The sequence below is a fragment of the Microbacterium sp. Marseille-Q6965 genome (genome assembly GCF_946151065.1).
Lineage (GTDB): Bacteria > Actinomycetota > Actinomycetes > Actinomycetales > Microbacteriaceae > Microbacterium.
The window spans coordinates 85363-103798 of the sequence record NZ_CAMGZA010000004.1; the positions used below are offsets into that span (position 1 = coordinate 85363).

General features: G+C 71.7%; 16 protein-coding genes and 1 pseudogene. 11 read left to right on the top strand and 6 right to left on the bottom strand.

All coding sequences use genetic code 11. The features are described 5' to 3' along the window. Positions 1-109: 109 nt before the first annotated feature. The 3 genes from N8N77_RS11115 to eccD are packed head-to-tail and all read right to left on the bottom strand — an operon-like array spanning position 110 to position 4104. Positions 110-1351 (bottom strand): S8 family serine peptidase, encoded by a 1242-nt coding sequence (locus N8N77_RS11115; protein ID WP_261166934.1) that lies wholly within the window; start codon positions 1349-1351, stop codon positions 110-112. After that, positions 1348-2739, bottom strand: coding sequence for a type VII secretion protein EccB (gene eccB, locus N8N77_RS11120; RefSeq protein WP_261166935.1), 1392 nt, complete (start codon positions 2737-2739; stop codon positions 1348-1350). Before eccB ends, N8N77_RS11115 begins: the two co-directional genes overlap by 4 nt. A 3-nt stretch (positions 2740-2742) precedes the next feature. Next, a complete protein-coding gene (gene eccD, locus N8N77_RS11125; RefSeq protein WP_261166936.1) occupies positions 2743-4104 on the bottom strand; it encodes a type VII secretion integral membrane protein EccD in 1362 nt (453 codons plus the stop codon). 191 nt (positions 4105-4295) lie between these two features. On the opposite strand from eccD, the gene N8N77_RS11130 reads away from it, so the two are divergent. The 10 genes from N8N77_RS11130 to N8N77_RS11175 all read left to right on the top strand — a co-directional run bounded on the left by N8N77_RS11130 (position 4296) and on the right by N8N77_RS11175 (position 11579). Next, on the top strand, positions 4296-4607 hold the full coding sequence (locus tag N8N77_RS11130; protein WP_261166937.1) for a WXG100 family type VII secretion target: 312 nt from the start codon (positions 4296-4298) through the stop codon (positions 4605-4607). A gap of 23 nt (positions 4608-4630) precedes the next feature. Beyond that, positions 4631-4915, top strand: a complete 285-nt coding sequence (locus N8N77_RS11135) for a WXG100 family type VII secretion target (RefSeq protein ID WP_261166938.1) — start codon at positions 4631-4633, stop codon at positions 4913-4915. 330 nt (positions 4916-5245) lie between these two features. After that, positions 5246-6694 carry a S8 family serine peptidase gene (locus N8N77_RS11140; protein WP_261166939.1) on the top strand — a complete coding sequence of 483 codons (1449 nt, stop codon included), beginning with the start codon at positions 5246-5248 and terminating at the stop codon, positions 6692-6694. Between the two features lie 69 nt (positions 6695-6763). After that, positions 6764-7108, top strand: a complete 345-nt coding sequence (locus tag N8N77_RS11145; protein WP_261166940.1) for a hypothetical protein — start codon at positions 6764-6766, stop codon at positions 7106-7108. A 1-nt stretch (position 7109) separates the two neighbouring features. Beyond that, a complete protein-coding gene (locus N8N77_RS11150) occupies positions 7110-8612 on the top strand; it encodes a hypothetical protein (protein ID WP_261166941.1) in 1503 nt (500 codons plus the stop codon). A gap of 58 nt (positions 8613-8670) precedes the next feature. Continuing rightward, positions 8671-8982 (top strand): hypothetical protein, encoded by a 312-nt coding sequence (locus N8N77_RS11155; protein ID WP_261166942.1) that lies wholly within the window; start codon positions 8671-8673, stop codon positions 8980-8982. After that, positions 8979-10289 carry a hypothetical protein gene (locus tag N8N77_RS11160; protein ID WP_261166943.1) on the top strand — a complete coding sequence of 437 codons (1311 nt, stop codon included), beginning with the start codon at positions 8979-8981 and terminating at the stop codon, positions 10287-10289. Before N8N77_RS11155 ends, N8N77_RS11160 begins: the two co-directional genes overlap by 4 nt. Positions 10290-10350: 61 nt before the next feature. Then, positions 10351-10845 carry a hypothetical protein gene (locus N8N77_RS11165; RefSeq protein ID WP_261166944.1) on the top strand — a complete coding sequence of 165 codons (495 nt, stop codon included), beginning with the start codon at positions 10351-10353 and terminating at the stop codon, positions 10843-10845. A gap of 8 nt (positions 10846-10853) precedes the next feature. Then, on the top strand, positions 10854-11279 hold the full coding sequence (locus N8N77_RS11170) for a YbaB/EbfC family nucleoid-associated protein (RefSeq protein ID WP_261166945.1): 426 nt from the start codon (positions 10854-10856) through the stop codon (positions 11277-11279). Between the two features lie 9 nt (positions 11280-11288). Continuing rightward, positions 11289-11579 carry a WXG100 family type VII secretion target gene (locus N8N77_RS11175; RefSeq protein WP_261166946.1) on the top strand — a complete coding sequence of 97 codons (291 nt, stop codon included), beginning with the start codon at positions 11289-11291 and terminating at the stop codon, positions 11577-11579. A 32-nt stretch (positions 11580-11611) separates the two neighbouring features. Here the strand turns inward: N8N77_RS11175 and N8N77_RS11180 are convergent, their stop codons facing one another. From N8N77_RS11180 to N8N77_RS11185, 3 genes and pseudogenes are all read right to left on the bottom strand, one after another. Further along, positions 11612-11944, bottom strand: a complete 333-nt coding sequence (locus N8N77_RS11180) for an FHA domain-containing protein (RefSeq protein WP_261166947.1) — start codon at positions 11942-11944, stop codon at positions 11612-11614. Positions 11945-12515: 571 nt separating this feature from the next. Continuing rightward, positions 12516-12830 (bottom strand): annotated as a pseudogene (locus N8N77_RS13460) (RDD family protein); the annotation flags it as partial. Further along, complete coding sequence (locus N8N77_RS11185) at positions 12779-14281, bottom strand: hypothetical protein (RefSeq protein ID WP_261166948.1); 1503 nt, start codon at positions 14279-14281, stop codon at positions 12779-12781. The gene N8N77_RS11185 and the pseudogene N8N77_RS13460, both read right to left, overlap by 52 nt. A gap of 98 nt (positions 14282-14379) precedes the next feature. Between N8N77_RS11185 and eccCa the strand changes: the two genes are divergently transcribed. After that, positions 14380-18345, top strand: coding sequence for a type VII secretion protein EccCa (gene eccCa, locus N8N77_RS11190; RefSeq protein ID WP_261167151.1), 3966 nt, complete (start codon positions 14380-14382; stop codon positions 18343-18345). Positions 18346-18436: the final 91 nt, after the last annotated feature.

The window sequence follows — 18436 nt, forward strand, 5'->3', positions numbered from 1 at the left end:
CTCTCGGTCGGGCCGGCAGCACAACCCCCGGCAGGCCCTCCGATGCTACTGACGCCCGCGGCGTCGTCGCGATGGGCAGCGCTCCCCCGGGCGGCACCCGAAGGCGCGATCAGCGGCGGCGGATCGGTCGACGCGCGCCGAGGCGGCCGATCACGAGCGCGGTCAGCGAGACGGCGACGCCACCCGCCAGCGTCCACGCCACGACCTCCCTGGCGCCTGCGAGGGGATCGCGGGGCGCTTCGATCCGGATCTCGCTGCGGTCGATGACGACGTCGGCCGGGCGCTCGTGGACGGGTGATTCGGGCCCGGGCACGCCGCCGTCGTCGACGAACGCCACGGCCTCGTAGGGTCGCGCCTCGCCCCAGCCGATGGTGTCCTTGCGGGCGTCGGGCGTCGTGCGCAGGGCCGTGGCCATGATCCGATGGGCCCACTGTTCGGGTGACTCGTCGGGGTGAGCCGATGCCACCAGCGCCGCGATGCCCGAGACGACGGCCGTCGCCCAGCTCGCCGACACCTGCTCGCCGAGCCCGGTGTCGCCACCGCCGCACCAGGGGGCGAGTAGTGCCTGCCCGGGGGCCACCACGTCGACGTGCTCGCCGGCGAAGGACGCGCCGAAGTCCCATTCGCCGGCGAGCGTCACGGCGCTGACGCCGAGCACCCCGTCGAGCGCGGCGGGGTACCGCACGCCCTCGGCATCCTCCTCGCTCGTGCCCCGGTTCCCGGCGCTCGCGACGATGAGGGCACCGCGCCCCTGCGCGTACTCGACGGCGCCCTGGATGTCGGCGCTCGGGGTGGCCTGCGACAGCGAGAGGTTGATCACCTGCGCGCCGCGGTCGGCCGCGATCCGGATCGCGTTCGCCACCGACGCCGCCGAGGGGCCGACGTTCTGCTGGTCCTCCGTCGATGCCACCTGGAAGGCGCGCAGCGAGAGGATCTTCGCGGCGGGGGCGACCCCGACCACGTCGGATCCGTCGATCGGGCGAGCGGCGATGAGGCCCGCCGCGGCCGTGCCATGACCGTACAGGTCGGCGCCGGGGTCGACGGACGGGTTCTGGTCGGGACCGACGGTGTAGGTGGTCTGGCCGCCCGCGATCGCGCCCTGCAGGTGGGCGTTGTCGGCATCGACGCCGCTGTCGATCACGGCGACCGTGACGCCCTCGCCCCGCGTCAGCTGCCAGGCCTTCTCGAGCCCAAGCCGCTCGACGAGCGCGTTGCCGGAGCCGTCGATGAGCGGCTGGGGTTGGAGGCATGGCTCCTCTGCCTGCGCCCGTGCGGGCTCCATCGGCCCGGCAGCGAGTCCGGCGACGGCGAGGGCGAGGGCCAGCGCGCCGACGAGCGCGCGCCGCCTCACGACCCCTCCGATGCCACCACTCCCGTGGCGTCCTGGCTGAGCTCCGGGCCGATCGGGAAGAGCCGTGCCCACGCGGCGGGCACGATGACGATGTCGTCGCGGGCGTACCCGAGGCGTTCCACGTCGGCGAACGTGGCGATCGGGAAGTAGACGCCGTTCTCGGAGATGTAGCCGAAGGCGTCGCCACCGCCGGCCGACACCGCGTCGACGAGGGCGCCGCCGCCGGGCTCCACCACCGGACCGGGCGTGAGATCGGCGGGTGGCGCGCTCACCGTCACGGTGGGCCGCAGCACCTCGGCGCCGTCGGACGTCGGGAACTCGGAGGGCTCCATGCGCACGCAGGTGGCGCCCTCGGCGGGGGCGGCGAGGTAGGTCGGCCAGTCGTCGGGGATGGCGCTCTCCTCGGAGATGAGCGGGCCGGCCTCGGTCACGCTCATCGTGACCGGCTCCTGGAGCGTCGGATCCTCGCTCACCGACATGGCGGCGATCTCGCGCGCGAACGCGTTCAGGCGCACGAGCCGGGCATCGTCGGTGACGATGTAGTCTCCGGTCACGGCGCCTTCCGCGTCCTGGGTCTGCACCATCTGCCCGACGCGCAGCTCGGCGTCGCCGGCCGGCTGTCCCAGGCGGTCGAATGTCAGGGGTCGCAGCGGCGTGCCCTGGTCGAGCAGGTTGAGCCAGTTGGCGTTGACCGTGCGCAGCTCGTGCGTCACCTGCAGTGCGAGGCTCATGGCCTCGACCTGCCCGGGGATCTGGTACCGCATGGAGCCTGTTACGTAGTACGCCGTTCCGTCCGCGTCGCGCACGATGTCGGCAACCGGTGCGGTGCCGGGCACACCGGACGTCGCGATCCGGGTGGACGGGGCCGCCTCGATCGGGTCGCCGTCCTCGCCGTAGACGGTCTCGCCCGCGATCGCGCGGCTGATCTCGTCCGAGACGCACGAGGTCCACGCGGCACCGATCAGGCGATCGGCCTCGGGCAGCGCGTCGGGCGCGTCGGCGATCCCGATCGGGGTGGACTCGCGCGGCATACCGGCCAGCTGATCCGCCGTGACCTCCAGGATGTCGGACGAGCCGGTCGCCAGTCGGGCGCTGGCGAGGTTGAGGAACGGGTAGAGCGTGCCGTTGATGGCGACGTACCGGGTGCCCTCGCCCTTCACGACGACGACAGAGGCGTCCTTCCACCCGTCGGGGAGCGTGCCGGTGAACGAGCCCACGACGAGTGTGCCCACCGCGGTCAGCACGGCCAGAGCCAGACCCACCACGACGCCGCGCAGCGGCTTCGCCGGTGCGAGCTCACGCCCGCCGGGCGCGCCGCTCGTGAAGGCCGTCAGCAGGCGTCTGTGGCTGAAACGCTGCGCCTGGATGAGCTCCTGCTTCGACGCCATGCGTCAGAACCACCCGCCCACGAGGATCGCCAGGGGCGGCAGCAGTGCGATCGTCACGATCTCCGCGGGGTCGGCGACGCGATCGACCCAGAGGCGCTTCTTCGGCGCGAGGAGGCCGAGGCCGATCACGGCGGCGGCGATCACCGCCAGCACGACGATGAGCCAGGTGCTCCAGTCGGGGAACGAGCTCACGGCGACGAACACCGTGAGGACCGCTCCCACCATCGCGGTCGCCGTGACCGCGACGATGTCGGCGCGCGAGAACACCTGCCGCACCCCGAGCACCAGGGCGACGTACGTGAGCAGCGCGAGGGCGAGACCCGGCAGACCCGACGCCACCACCGGGGTGGTGGCCAGCAGCGCGATCGCTCCCGTCGCGATCCGCAAGGACACCTGGAAGCGGTGACCGACCGCATAGCGCGCCGCGACCTCGGCGCGCGAGACCTCGGCGGGCGCGGCGTAGATCTCGGAGTCGTCACGCGCCGACGCGACGCGCAGAGAGGTGGAGGCGAGCGCAAGCCAGGGGATGCCCAGCCCGGCCATACCCGCACCGGCGAGCGCGATGGCGAGGATCGACGCCGGCGCGGCGCCGGTGAGGAAGATCACGAGCCCCGACAGCCCCATGACGCCGCCGACGACGAGCGGGATGAGGGAGTACTCGCGCGGCTTCGTCACGAGAAGCATGGCGATGCCGCCGACGAGCGCGGCGCCGGCGCCCGCGAGGGCGGTGGGCAGCCCCCAGCTCGGCGGCAGGCCCAGGGAGGTGAAGCCGGCGACGGCGGCGTGGAGCGAGGCGACCTGCACGAGCGCGACCGGCGCCTGCGGCGGCGTTCCGATCTTCTCCAGCACGGTGGCGCAGATGAGCAGCAGCACGGCGGCAAGCCCCGTGCCGATGGGCGCGACGAGCGAGTGCTCTCCCGCCAGCTCGGCCACGAGCACCGGCAGTGCCGCCACGGTGAGGAGCACCGACGCGGTGACGGTCGTGGTGGTGACGGTATCGCCGGGGGTCCACGGCTTCGCCTGTTCCTCGACCACATCGGCGACCGCTTCGACGATGTCGTCGTAGGTCTTGGTCGGCGTCGAGTCCGCGCCGATCTGCAGGGCGATGACGTCGCCGTCCTGCACCCGTTGGGCGACGAGCGAGCGGTCGGGATCGAGCCGCTCGCCGTCCGAGCGCACGAACCAGTAACCGGCGTGCGCGTCGACCGGGTCGAGCACGCGCAGGCGCTGCGCGACCGAGGGCACGATCTCGGCGACGGGCACGCCACCGGGAAGGGCGACATCGACGCGGCGTTCGCCGGACTGAATCGTGAGCTTCAGCAGCTGAGGCGCCGCCACCGCGGTGCCGCCGTCGCGTTCGTTCATCCGCTCCCCTGTGTCCCAGCGCCGGACTCAGTATAGGGATGCGCGTGATGGGGAGTGGTACCCATTGGTGGCCGTGGGGCGTCTCTGTATGGTTGGTCGCGTCGCCGGGCATCCGGTGATGGGTCCCGCAGGGGGGATCCGAGGGGTCCATGACCGGGTGACGTAGGTCGCCCCAGAACTTGGAGATGAGTATGGCAAACGAAGTTTCCGCCGCAGAAGGCGCCATTGATCGCGGTGCTCAGATCGTCGCTCAGGCGAAGGTGCAGCTGAACACCGACATCGCTCAGCTGGAGGGCAAGCTCGCCGGTATCGGCGCGGCCTGGCAGGGTGCGTCGGCGACGGCGTTCACGTCGCTGATGCAGGCCTGGCGTGCGCAGGCGAAGAAGATCACCGACAACCTCGACGCGTTCGAGGCGAACCTGAAGTCGTCGCAGGTGGGTTACACGACGTCCGATGACGCGTCGGCGTCGTCGATGAGCAGCCTGCAGAGCCGTCTGGGCTGACCGGAACTGAGGGAGAGAGAATCATGACGTTCAAGGCGAACTTCGGTGGCATCGCCACCGCCGCGGCCGACATCGCGTCGGGCGCCAGCACGATCGAGTCGCACCTGGCCGACATGGACCGTGCGCTCGCGCCGCTTCGTTCCGACTGGTCGGGTTCGGCCTCGGAGTCGTACCAGGTTGCGCAGCGCAACTGGAACCAGGCGATCGCGGACATGAAGGTCCTGCTGTCGCAGATCGGTCAGCAGGTGCAGCGCGACGGCGAGCAGTTCCAGCAGACCGAGCAGGCCAACGCCAAGCGTTTCGCCTGAGCCTTCGGGCTGAGCAGATGGGCGGTGTCCGCGTGAGCGGGCACCGCCCATCGTCGTGATACAGCGAGACGACGGAGGGGATGATGGTCGTGCTCGGTGGCGACGACTCGAAGCGAGGAGCGCGCATGAGGCGTGGTGCCGCCGGGGCCGTACGGGCAGGGTGGATAGGAGCGTTTGAGGATACCGGCAGCGCCGCAGGGTTGCGATGGGCACGGCTGCCCGCCCCATTCACGGGGGAGTTGGGTAGGTTGCTCATGACGGCGTGCCGGCACCGCGCGTTCGGTGCAGGTCGTGTCTGGACGGCTGTCGCGTGAGCGAAAGGGTGGGCGCGTGAGGCGTGGTGTGAGGACGGCGGCGGTCGTTGCCGCGGGGGCGCTGTTGCTGGGCGCGGCGGCGCCGGCGGCGGCGGCTGCGGATTATCAGTCCGGGTTGTGGTGGTACACCGAGGCGGGTGTGGCAGCCGCACATGCGGAGGTGACCGGTGAGGGCGTGACGATCGCGCTCATGGACACCCCCGTCAACGCCGATGCTCCCGCATTGCAGGGTGCCGACGTCGTGGGTGCCGGCTCGACGGAGTGCGCCTCGGGGGAGCCGGTCCCGGTTCTATCTGACGGCGCAGGCGCACAGCACGGCACGGATGTCGCCACGATGCTGGCTGGCAATGGTCAGCCGGTGAACGGCAATCCCGGCATCACGGGGGTGGCACCCGGAGTGGACGTGCTCGTGTACACCGCCGTCCACGGGCAGGGCGACGACGTGCCAACGTGCGTGTCGGACGACGAGTACCGTGTCGGCAACATCCGCGATGCGGTGGCACGGGGAGCGGACATCATCCTGTTCACGAGCGCGCAGGTGGCGGTCGGTCAGTTCGCGACGGCGCTCATTCAGGCGGTTAACGCCGGCGTCATCGTGGTGGCATCGAACCGGAACGCGGGGTCGGAGACGAACGAGCTTGGCGACAACAGCACCACCGCCTCATTCAACGGTGTCGTCTCGGTGGAGAGCTTCGGGCCTGGCGGTGTGCGGGACGATCCCGTGGTCGGACCGTGGCTGACGGTCGTGTCGCCGGGTGACGGCTCGCTGACGTATCAGCGCGGCAACGAGGGCACCTGGGACGAGCCGCTGCTGATGAACGGTACCTCGCTCGCGACTCCGTTCACGGCCGGTGCGTTGGCGCTGGCGATGCAGAAGTGGCCGGAGGCGACGTCGAATCAGATTCTGCAGTCGCTGGTCCACACGGCGTCGCATGCGAATCCGGATCCGGTGCATACGGATGAGGAGGGGTACGGGTTCATCGACCTGCCGCGCCTGCTCGCGACGGATCCCACTCAGTTCCCGAACGAGAACCCGCTCATCCGAGCGGAGGGGGAACCGACGCTCGAGGAGTATGAGGCGGGCGTGTACTCGGGCGAGTTCACTGAGTATCCGATCGATCCCCCGATCGGAGGAACGGCGGAGGGAGACGGGGCGGGTGACGACGCCGGTGCAGGGCCGGCGGGGGAGTCATTCCCCGTGGGGCTGGTGCTCGGCCTGATTGGTGGCGGCGTAGTGCTGATCGGGGTGATCGTGGTGGTGGTCGTGCTCGCCGCGCGCCGGAAGCCGCGGCAGCCCGCGCCGGGGCCGTACCCGCCCCAGGGGCACTACGGCCAGGCGCCGCGGGGTCAGCACGGGCATCCCCCGCAGCACTACCAGGGGCTCCCTTACGCACCGCCGGCACCGCGCCCCGGTGCCGCTCCCGACCATGGGCCGGGGCGACGAGACGGAGGGGCACGTGGGTAGTTCTCTCCATATGCCTAGCGCGGAAGTGGCCCTAGCATTGCGCGTGTTGGACGAATCGGGAGGGGAACGATGAGTCAGGAGATCGGCGCCGATCGCGAGCAGATCGCGGATCAGGTGGCCAGGCTGCACGCGCTGGCGGAGACCATCACGCACGCGCGCGGAAGGCTGAGCGGAGCGGACGCTCAGCTGGCTGCCACCGTGTGGGCGAGCGACAAGCTGTCTCGGGACTTCCGCGTGCAGTTCACGAAGAACATGTCGGCGGGTGTGCAGCTCCTTTCCGAGGCGAGAGCGGAGGCTCTGTACATCGCAGAGCAGCTGCGCGCGGCTTTGGAGGACGTCGAGGAAACCGATGCCGCCATGGCTCAGGAGTTCCTCGCCGCCGTGAACGCGACGATCAACACGCTGGAGGCCTGAGATGGCGGGGACGAACGAGGAGCGCCTGCGCGCGCTGGCCGCGACGTACCAGAACGGGGACGCGCGAGAGGCGCTCAGCAACCGGGTCTACGACACGAAGGCGGCTCTCGACGACGTGGTCACGGCCATTCGCAACGTGCGAGGGGCCCCGGGATTCACGGGCCGTATCGCCGATACCTCCGGCGACCGGCTCGACGCGCTCGCGCAGAAGCTCGACGACCTGAGGACCAACCTCGACAAGCACACGCCGCCGTGGACTACAGCGACACGTGCGTTGGGCGACGCGGCGGCCGCTCTCGAGGCGCTGCCCGGAACCGATCTGTCCGAGAGCGAGCGCAACACCATCGACATCGCCCTCAAGACCGGGGGCACGGTACTCGCGGGGCCGCTGGGTTACGTCGCGGGTGACATCGCGGCGGACTGGCTCATCGGGGAGAACGAGCGGCGTCGGGAAGAGGCGGCCGCCAAAGCTCTCGCCGCCTTCGAAGCGAGCATGTCTGCCGCTTCGGTCGCACTGCCACCGGCCGTAGATACGGATCTTCCGCCTCGGGAGGAAATCTCGGAGGAAGAAGAGGACGGCACGGAGACGTCATGGCGTGAGCGCACCGGCACGGGCAGCCTTCCGGGTGGCGGTGGCTACAGCGGCGGCACGCCGGGCGGAACGGGGCACGGCAGCCAGATCCGGCCGATGGACCCGATCCACGGAGACTCGTTCCCGACGCCCCCGACGACGGCTTTCCCGACGCCCGGCCAGACGCTGCCGCAGTACCCGCTGCCGTCGCCGACGGTGCCCTCTCTGCCGGGGCCCGGAGTCACGGTGCCGCCGGGTGACATCGGGATCGGCGACGTCGACACCGGCGCCCCCATCCGCATCGACGGCGGGCTCACGCCCGGCGCGCCGAGCGTTCCCGGCTCGGGCGGCGGCTACGGCGGCATCGGCGGCGGCGCCGGTGGCACCGGCGGGGGTGCCGGTGGTTCCGGCGGCGTCGGTGTGGGCGCTGCTCTGGGTGGTGGCGCGATCGGCGCCGGCGTGGCCGCGCGGATCGCGGGCGGGCGCGGGCTCTTCGGCGGTGCTCCGGGCGGCGCAGCAGGCGTCGGTGGCGTGGCCGGCGTCGGCGGTGCGGCCGGTGGTGCCGGTGGCGCGGGCATGGGCGGCATGGTCGCCGGCGGCGCTGGCGGCCCCGGCGGCAACGCCGCGCGAGCCCCGCGCACGCGTGGCGGGCTGAGCGGCAAGGCCGGCCACGGCGGCGTGTTGGGCAACGGCGCAGCCGCGGGCGGCGCCAACGGCGGCGCTGGCGCGGGCTCGGGTGCCCGCGGGGCGACCGGCGGCGGCGTGATGGCCGGCGGCGCGGGCGCGGGAGGCAGCGACCGCAAGAAAAAGCGCGATTCGCTCGACCTCATCGCCATGCAGCTCGACGAGGAAGAGGTCGTCACCGACCTCGGCGCCCTCGGGGGCGCGGGCGGCCGTGGCGACGACAAGGATCGCGACGAGCTCGCCTGGTGACACGCGAAAGCCGATTCGGCGGGCCTTGCTGGATGCGCGACGATTCGATGGTGGGCGGATGACACAGATTGAGGTGGACGCGGAGGCGTATGAGGCGGTGCGCGCTGCCTTGCGCACTGCTGCCTCCGACCTGCGGGCCACACGGGGTCGGCTCAGCTCAGCGGTGCCGGGAGACGCTTTCGGTCCGATCGGCGCGGCGATCCCGCCGGTACTCAATGGACTCGGCGCGATTGTCGAGGGTGCATCCGCTGCGGTGGCGGCCGTCACCGACCGCGCCAGCTCAGGGATCGGCCGAGCTGTTGATGGCTTCAGTGAGGTCGACGCCCAGGTTCGGCACGACCTGGATCGCATGGCGATAGAGCTCGGATGACGCTCCAGCTGATTCCGCAGGCGGACGCCGCCGCGGAGGGGCTGCGCCGCGCGAGCTGGGCGGATGGCCTGGGGACCGCGCCGGCGACGGCGAACGACTGCGGCGGCGGGTTGAAGGGCCTCGCGGGGGAGCTCACGGTGTTCATCCGGCCCTTGGAGGACCTGCTGGAGCTCGTGACGGGGGATCCTGCCGGGCTGTATCAGGCATCGCACACGTGGGAGACCTACGCAGGGGACGCGCAATCCGTTTCCGAGCTGCTCTTCCGGGCGCTCGAACAGCTGCAGGACGCCGCGCGCGGCGCAACCGCTGACGCGCTCAGGGCGACGCTCTGGGTGCTCGGGTCGGCGGCGCACTCGATCGCCGACTGGTCGAAGGTCACCAGCCAGGTGCTCCAGCTGTGCGTGCGCGCCGTGGAGGTCATGCGTTCCGCCGTGTGTGCGGGGATGGAACTCGTCGCAACCGCGGCGGGCGCGCTCGGTGACCTCGTGTTCGGGAGCTGGCCCTGGGAGTGGGAGGAGAAGGCCCAGGTCATCCAGGAGTTCGCGCACAATTGCGCACAGGTCGTCGACGAGGTCGTCGAGGCCCTGGACGCCGCATTGCAGGCGCTGCGGGAGATGGTGCGCCTCGCCACCGACCTGGGGCGCGCCCTCGTCCCGTTTCACCAGGCGATCGACGACGCGATCGGCGCTCTCATCGAGGCGATCCCGCCGGGTGAGGTCCTCGGGCCACTGGGCGATGGCATGGGCCAACTTCCGCAGGGGCGGCTCGGCGATACCTATGAGCCCGGGCCGGTACCGTTCGAGGGGTCCGAGCACCGGTTCCGCGAGGATCATCAGCTTGGTTACGCGCACGAGTTCGACCTCGGTGAGACCGACATGACCACCGAGCAGCTCAACGCGATGTTGCGTCAGGAGTTCGGCCATGTGTTCCTGCCGTCGAGAGTCGGCGACAACGGTCAGCTCAACGCGCAGCTCGAGGGTGAGGGCCAGGTCATCGAGACGTCGCTGTTCGGAATGGGTATCCCCGGAGTGACTTCGGGCGACATCGTGGTTCAGCAGATGACCGACGACGGTTTCGTGATCGCGGCACAGCGAGGACACCCCGAGTACCCAGGAGAGGTGGCCTTCCGCCTCCGAAATGTCGATGGACGTGCAGTGTTCGAAGTGACCGGCGCCTACGACGAGACCATCCTGGGCAGGATGGGATTCGAGGGGAACACGAACCCCGCCTATGCCGGCATCTCGGACGTCGCGATCTGGTCGGACATGAAGTATCGACTTCGGGACATGATGAACTATGGCCGTTGAACGGTGGCTCGGAGCGGTCGCCGTCCTCGGAGCCGCGTTGCTTGTAGGAGGGTGTGCGCCGTTGGAATCCCGGTGGGAGGATCAGATCCCGCACGATGCGCCGTCGGGCGGCCAGACCCTGGCGCAGATGCAGGAGTCGCTGACGGAGATCCCTGGCTTGACGATCACGACTCCGGGCGGTGGCACGCCCAACGTGAAGGGCAACACGGGTTACGACTTCACCGTCGAGGTGCAGCCGGGTCACGCCATCGTCGATGGCCCCGCCCTCGTGGATTTCCTCGTCCGATCGGCATGGTCGGTGCGAGACGGCTGGATGCCCAACGCGCAGATCAGCATCAGCGTGCAGGCGGAGCCCGGCAGCGGATTCGACATAGGGCCTACGGCAGCCGAAGGTGGTTGGGTGGCGCCGCGCGATTGGGTGGTCTCCGACAGCGGATACAGTCGGGTGCCGATACCGGTGGACGAGTCAAAGGGAGCGGAGAACCGCGAGCGTCTTGGGCCCTGGCCCGGAGAAGTGCCCGCTGTCCCCGCGAACGTCACGGCACCGGCCAGCTGAGGAGAGACATGGACCAGACGGACGACGCGATCGGCTCTTCCTTCGAAACGGCGCGGGCGCGGCTGGACGAGATCGTGCGGCGCGCAGAGCAGAACCGACAGCGAGCGCACGCGCTGGCCGACGATGTGCGGCAGGTGACGGCCGAGGCCCGCAGCACCGGGGGAGAGGTGGTGGTGCGGGCCGGTGTCGGTGGCCGCGTCGAGACGATCGAGTTCGGCGACGAGGCAGAGGAGATGACGCTCGACGATCTCGCGCAGCTCACCGTGCGAACAGTGGCGGAGGCGCAGCACGCGGCGATGGCGACCCTGGCAGAGCGGGCAGGGCGCGTTTTCGGGGGCGACTCCGAGATCGCCGAGCGTATGCGGCGGGACGCCGACAGTGCATATCCGCCGCCCGCCTCCGGATCGACGTCCGCAGGCCGACCGGCGCTGTAAGGGAAGGCCATGCGGTTGAAGGTCGATACGGAGGAGCTCCGCTCCGCCGCCGCCGCGTTGCAGGACGCGGCGAAGGCAGTGACGGCCAACGCTGATGGCGTGCGGCAAGGAGTCGGTCAGCTGCAGACGGGATGGACGGGCGTCGCTCAGCATTCGTTCTCTGCTGCGCACACGGACGTCGACGTGCGTTGGCGGCGAAAGGCTGCGATCCTCGACGATGCCGCCGCGCGTCTGCGACGCGCGGCCGGGGACTACGAGAGCGCGGACGCCGCGGGCGCTCGCGCCGTGCTCGGGCTCTGAGAGGCCGTGCGCGTCCCACGGGCGCGGGCGAATCAGCCCCGGTGCTCGACGATCTGCACCGTGTGGGACCCGATGATGAGCTGGGAGCCGGTCGGCAGGGACACCCGCTGATGCGGGGTGAGGGTGGTGGAGCGCCCGTCGGGCAGCTCGAGGATCGACCCGTTGCCTGATCCGAGATCCTCGTACCAGAGCTGGGCGTTGGTCACACCGAAGCGCCCGTGGGACCGCGAGACCGAGCGATCCTCGTCGGGAACGGTCACCAGCAGGGCGTCCGGATGCTCGTCGGGTGCCGAGGGCCGCCGGCCGATGTAGCCGATGCGGTCGACGGGGGTGACCGTGCCGTCGTCGGTGCGGAACGCGGGCATCGGCCCAGACGCGGCCGAGGGTGCCGCCGACGCGGAACGCCTGCGGCGCTCGGGCTGCCCGAAGCGCGTGACGGCCTCCCTCGGGAGCATGGTGTGCAGCGGCAGACCGGCCTCCTCCTCGGAACGGACGTCCTGCTCGGCGGCGGGCTCCTGCGCGGCCGCGCGGCGCCGCGCCGACCGCGGGGTCTCCGGTGACGGGGCGGCCGGCGTCGAGGCCGCGACCGCCGGCTCCGGCGCCCGGGGCTGCGGGGGGACCGGCGGGCGGCTCCGCCGGCACGGCCGGGGCCGTCCCGGCCGGAGAAAGGGGCCCGGGCGCGGCGACGCCGGTTGCGCGCCCGGCGATCTCGGGGCGCGGCGTCGTGGGGGCGAGCGGGCGCTGGGTGCCCTGCGTAGCGCCGTGAGGGGCGGCGGACGGCGGGACCACGCCGTACGGGGCCGGCATCGCGCGAGCCGGTGTCTCCTGCTCGGCGGGCACGAACTCGGTGCGACGCACGTCAACCACCTGCAGGTCGCCGATCCGGTCATGCCAGGCCTGCCGGCGGCGAGAGCGATCCGACGTCGCCGTGAGCAGGAGGACGAGCGGGCCCACGACGAGCAGGTGCGAGGCGCCGAAGGCGAGTGCGCGCGGGAACGCCCGGGGCGCGCCCGCCGACACGGCGGTGCCCGCCCGCACGGTGCGCAGCCCGAGGGCGAGCTGGCCGAAGGTGCACCCGGTGTGCCCCTCCCACACCGCCACGCCGACGACGATCTCGGCGGCGACGATCGCCGTGACGAGCACGGATCCGGTCAGCAGCCAGGCCCCCACCGTCACGACCGCGACGACGGCGACGTCGATCAGCCATGCGGCGATGCGTCGCCCGATCGGAGCCGCCGCGGGCACCGGCACGAGCGAACGCGGCGTGTCGAAGGTGGGGTAGCGCGGCGGCGCGGCCGGCGGGCGCCTTGCGGGCGGGCGCGGCGGCGGCGGCGGCGGCGCGACCGGGGGGGGCGGGGGGCCGATGGCCAGGCGATCCTCCTGCCGATCTCGTCGATGATTCCGGAAGCGTAGAGGAGAACGGCGGGTGTGAGCGCGACGAGGGCGACCTCGAGCATGTCACCCGTGCGCGACCATCCGAGCGAGCGCCAGCCCGCCTGGGCGGGGCGGATCAGGAGAACGGCGATGAGGCCGCACACGACCAGGGCGAGGGCGATCATCAGCGGCATCAGCGGCCACAGCGGCGCGGCGTGCAGCACGAGCGGCACGAGGGTCGCCGTGGCTCCGACACCCGTTGCGATCTTCGTGATGCCGCGGTGAGCGGTGCGCGAGGTCAACCCGAGGAAGGCCGCCACGCCGGCGACGCCGCCGAGGGCACACCAGGCGGCGACGGTGCCCGCCGGCGCGGCATCCAGCAACGCCCAGGCGGAGGCCGCAGCGATCACGGCCAGCAGGATGGCTCCGGAGTCGCGGCGCCGACCCGCCTCGCGGATCGTGTCGGCGATGTCGTCGCGCGCCACCCGTCGCGGTGGGCGCGGCATCGTTTCACGCACGCCGGGCGCATCGCGGATGAGGAACGGCATGTCGAGCAGATCCTCCTCCTCGATGGGGACGGACACGGGAGTGAGGGCGCGGAACGCGAGCGGCACGGCGGCGAGCAGCAGGGCCGCCGGGGCGTGCGACGGCAACGCGAAGAGGAAGCAGACGGCGAGCACGGCGGCCGTGGTCGTCCAGATGACGGCCGAGATGCCGGTGACCGGCAACACGTGCTGGCGGCGCAGCAGGCCGTAACCGTGACGCAGGCACGCCGCCGTGGCGGCGCACACGGCGCCCACGGTCAGCACGGCCTGCGGCGAGGACGTGCCCGAGCTGGCGACCGCGCCCGCGGCGAAGGCGAGGACCGGCACGAGCATGGCGCGCACGTCGTTCTCGGCGGCGGCCGGATGGAACGCGAGGCCCCCGGCGCCCAGCGCGAGCGCGGCGACGGCGGCCGTCACCCACGGGGTCTGCGGCTGCAGGACGGCGGCCACGGTGAGCGCGACGGCGAGGGTCACGACCACCGCCACGCGCACCGCGGGGTGACCACCGGCGCGCGCCCGACGTCGCTGCGCCTCGTCGGCCGCGCGGGAGGCGTCGACGGCCGCGGTGGTGTCGAACACCCACAGCAGCGACCCGTCGGGCATGCGCTCGCCCACGGGCTCGTCGAGCGGCAGCGGATCGCCCGCCGGCCCGATCACGCCCATGCGCAGGGGGTCGAGGCCGGATGCGCGCAGCAGCTCACGGACGGTGACGTCGCTCGGCACAGCGAGGTCGCGCCTCCGGCCCGACCCCGCGAGCACGAGATTCACGCTCGTTCCCGCCACGCTCTCGATCCGATCCTCGAAGGCGTGTGCAACCGCGACCCGCCTGGGGCCATACTATGGCAGGGTCGTCCGGGCAGGAGGGGGAACCGCACGTGAGCATGCCGGCGCCGACCAAGCGTCCGCCGCAGGCGCCGCCGGGTGGCCAGCTGATCATCCAGCCGCCCCCGGAGCTGCCCAAGCCCGAGGGCATGTCGAACACCCTCATGATGGCGTTGCCCATGGTCGGCAGCATGGGCGCGATCGCGCTGATGTCGTTCAACCAGGGCGGCGATCCCATGCGCACCTACCTGATGGGCGGCATGTTCCTGTTCATGGCGCTCGCCATGGTCGGTGGCAACATCTGGCGGCAGAAGGCCACGCACGCCGAGAACGTGCTCAACACGCGGCGCGAGTATCTGGCCTACCTCTCCGAGACGCGCGACGTGGTGCGCGAGACGGCGCGGCGCCAGCGCGAGTTCTCCGAGTACGTGCTGCCCGACCCCGAGGCGCTGCCGTTCATCGCCGAGGAGGGCTCCCGCGTCTGGGAGCGCCGCGCCGACCAGGCGGATCAGTACATCGTGCGCATCGGCACGTCGGTGCAGCCGCTGTCCCTCGACCTCGAGGAGGCGCCGGTCCCGGCCCTCGCACAGCTCGACCCCGTCAGCGCGTCGGCCGCTCACCGTTTCGTGCTCACCCACGAGGTGCAGCCCGGTCTGCCGCATGCCGTCGATCTGCTCTCCACCTGCCGCATCGAGATCGCCGGGCCCGAGGCTCGCGCCCGCGGCCTGGCCCGCGCGATGATCTCGCACCTGGCGACCTTCGTTCATCCGTCGCAGCTGCAGATCGCCGTGCTCGCGGCACCCGATGCCCTTCCTTACTGGGAGTGGACGAAGTGGCTGCCGCACGCGCACTCCGCGCGTGAGCGCGATGCGGTCGGCCCCGCTCGCCTCGTGGGCGAGACCTGGGCCGACATCGAGAGCCTCGTCGACGCCGGCATCTCGGAGCGGCCGCGCTTCGCCCCCGGCACCACGGTGGCGGGACATCACCTGCTGCTCGTCGTCGACGGCGGACACCTGCCGGCCGGGCACCCGATCGCCTCCGAGGACGGCGTGCAGGGCGTGACCGTGCTCGACCTGCCGCAGGCGTGGGGCGAGCTGACCGATCCGCACACCCTCCGTCTGCTGCTCGCCGAGGCGTCGGGTCACGAGATCATGCACATCGCGCGCCGCGGCGTCACGCCGCACCCGGCGGTCCCCGATCGCATCAGCGTGAGCGTTGCCGAGGCCACAGCCCGCCGGCTCACGCCGCTGCTCGAGGTCGCCGAGGAGACGGGCGCCGGACCGAAGAAGGCCGTCTCGGCGGAGCTGACCGATCTGCTCGGGCTGCCCGACGTGCGCGACTTCGACCCCGAGATCGCGTGGCGGCCGCGTCGTGCGCGCGACCGGCTGCGCGTGCCCATCGGTCTCACGGTCGACGGGCAGCCGATGATCCTCGACATCAAGGAATCGGCCCAGCAGGGCATGGGCCCGCACGGCATGCTCATCGGTGCGACCGGCTCGGGCAAGTCGGAGGTGCTGCGCACCCTCGTCCTCGCCCTCGCCATGACGCACTCGTCCGAGGACCTCAACTTCGTGCTCGTCGACTTCAAGGGTGGCGCGACGTTCGCGGGCATGGCCGACATGCCGCACGTGGCGGCGGTGATCACCAACCTCGGCGAGGACCTCACCCTCGTCGACCGCATGCAGGACGCGATCACGGGCGAGATGGTGCGCCGCCAGGAGCTGCTGCGCGACGCGGGCAACTTCGCCAACGTCGCGGACTACGAGAAGGCGCGCAAGGGCGGGCGAACCGACCTCGCACCGCTGCCGGCGCTGTTCATCGTCGTCGACGAGTTCTCGGAGCTTCTGGCCGCCAAGCCCGACTTCACCGACCTGTTCGTGGCGATCGGTCGCCTCGGCCGATCCCTCCAGATGCACCTCCTGCTGTCCACGCAGCGGCTGGAGGAGGGCAAGCTGCGCGGCCTTGACTCGCACCTGTCGTACCGGATCGGTCTGAAGACGTTCTCGGGGGCGGACTCGCGGGCGGTCATCGGCGTGCCGGACGCGTTCGAGCTGCCCGGCGGCGGCGGTCACGGCATCCTCAAGTCCGATGCGACGACGCTCACACAGTTCCGCGCCGCCTACGTCTCCGCGCCGCCGAAGGCGCGCCGTCGCACGCAACGCAGCGGCGACCAGCCCGTGCGCGACATCAAGGTGCAGCAGTTCACCGCCTCTCCCGTCATCGCCTCGACGAAGGCGGTTGACGAGGTCGAGCACCTCGATCCGAACGAGCCCGCCGAGACCCGCGTCACGTTCGACATCGCCGTGCAGCGGATGAAGGGGCAGGGGCCGCCGGCCCACCAGGTGTGGCTGCCGCCGCTCGAGACGCCGCCGACGTTCGACGAGCTGTTCGGCGACCTCGTCGAGGACCCCTCGCTGGGGCTCGTCTCGCCGTCGTGGCGCCGCCGCGGACGGCTCCGGCTGCCGCTCGGCATCGTCGACCGCCCGCTCGAGCAGCGCCGCGAGGTGCTGGAGCTCGACCTGTCGGGCGCGGGCGGACACGTCGCGATCGTCGGCGCCGCGCGCAGCGGAAAGTCGACGATGGCGCGCTCCATCGTCGCGGGCCTGGCCCTGACGCACACGCCCGCCGAGGTCCAGTTCTACGTGATGGACTTCGGCGGCGGCACCTTCACGCCGCTCGCGCGGCTGGCGCACGTCGCAGGTGTCGCCGGGCGCAACGAGCCCGACGTGCTGCGGCGCATGTACTCCGAGATCCTCGGGATCATCAACGCGCGCGAGCAGTTCTTCAAGGCGCACGGCATCGACTCGATCGAGACGTACCGTCGCTGGCGCGCCGAGGGGCGCGTCGACGACGGCTACGGTGACGTCTTCCTCATCGTCGACGGCTGGCCCACCCTGCGGGCCGAGTTCGACGAGATGGAGTTCGAGATCCAGGCGCTCGCTGCGCGCGGTCTCACCTTCGGCCTGCACATCGTCGCCACCACGGCGCGGTGGATGGACTTCCGTACCCAGATCCGTGACACGTTCGGCAGCAAGCTCGAGCTGCGTCTGGGCGACCCGATGGACTCGGAGATCAACCGCAACATCGCCAAGAACGTGCCGACGGAGCGACCGGGGCGTGGTCTCACGATGAGCGGCCACCACATGATCGGTGCCCTGCCGCGCGTCGACGGCGTGGCCGACGACGACTCGCTCGCCGAGGGTGTCGAGGATCTCGTCGCCCGGGTGGGTGCCGCCTGGAAGGGGCGGCCCGGTCCCAAGCTGCGTCTGCTGCCCGAGATGCTGCGGCTCGACGACCTGCGCGCGGCAGCAAGCGACGAGCGGCTGCAGCGTTCGATCCTGCTCGGCATCGACGAGGCCGCGCTCGGTCCCGTCGGCTTCGACCCGCGCGCCGACTCGCACCTGTACCTGTTCGGCGACTCCGGATCGGGGAAGACGTCGTTCCTGCGCGGGATCGCGAGCGAGGTGCGCCGGCTTTACACGCCCGCGCAGGCGCAGATCTTCATCGTCGACTACCGGCGTGCGCTGCTGGCCGAGGTGCCCGATGACTACCTCGCCGGCTACTACACGACGGCCGACCAGGCCACGCAGGAGCTCGCGGGACTCGCGCAGTACCTGCGCAATCGTCTGCCCGGGCCAGACGTCACCCCGCAACAGCTGCGGGACCGCTCGTGGTGGACGGGGGCGGAGGCGTTCGTGCTCGTCGACGACTACGACCTCGTCGCCACCGCGAGCGGCAACCCGCTCGCGGCCCTGCAGCCGCTGCTGGCCCAGGCCTCCGACGTCGGCCTGCACGTCATGTTCACGCGGCGCATCGGCGGCGCCTCGCGCAGCCTCTACGAGCCGGTGACCCAGACGCTGCGCGACCTCGCCGCCCCCGGGATCATGCTGTCGGGACCGACCGAGGAGGGCGCGCTGTTCGGCAACGTCAAGCCGCGGCCCGCGGTGCCCGGGCGGGCGCAGTACATCTCGCGCGACCGCGGCAACGTCGTGCTGCAGCTGGCGTACTCGCCGCCGACCGTGTGAGCCGACGGCGCGCGCGTCCCGCATGGCAGAATGTCTGCGGCGTGCATCCGCGTAGGTGTTGAGTCACTCCGCGATGCCCGAGGACAGCGTC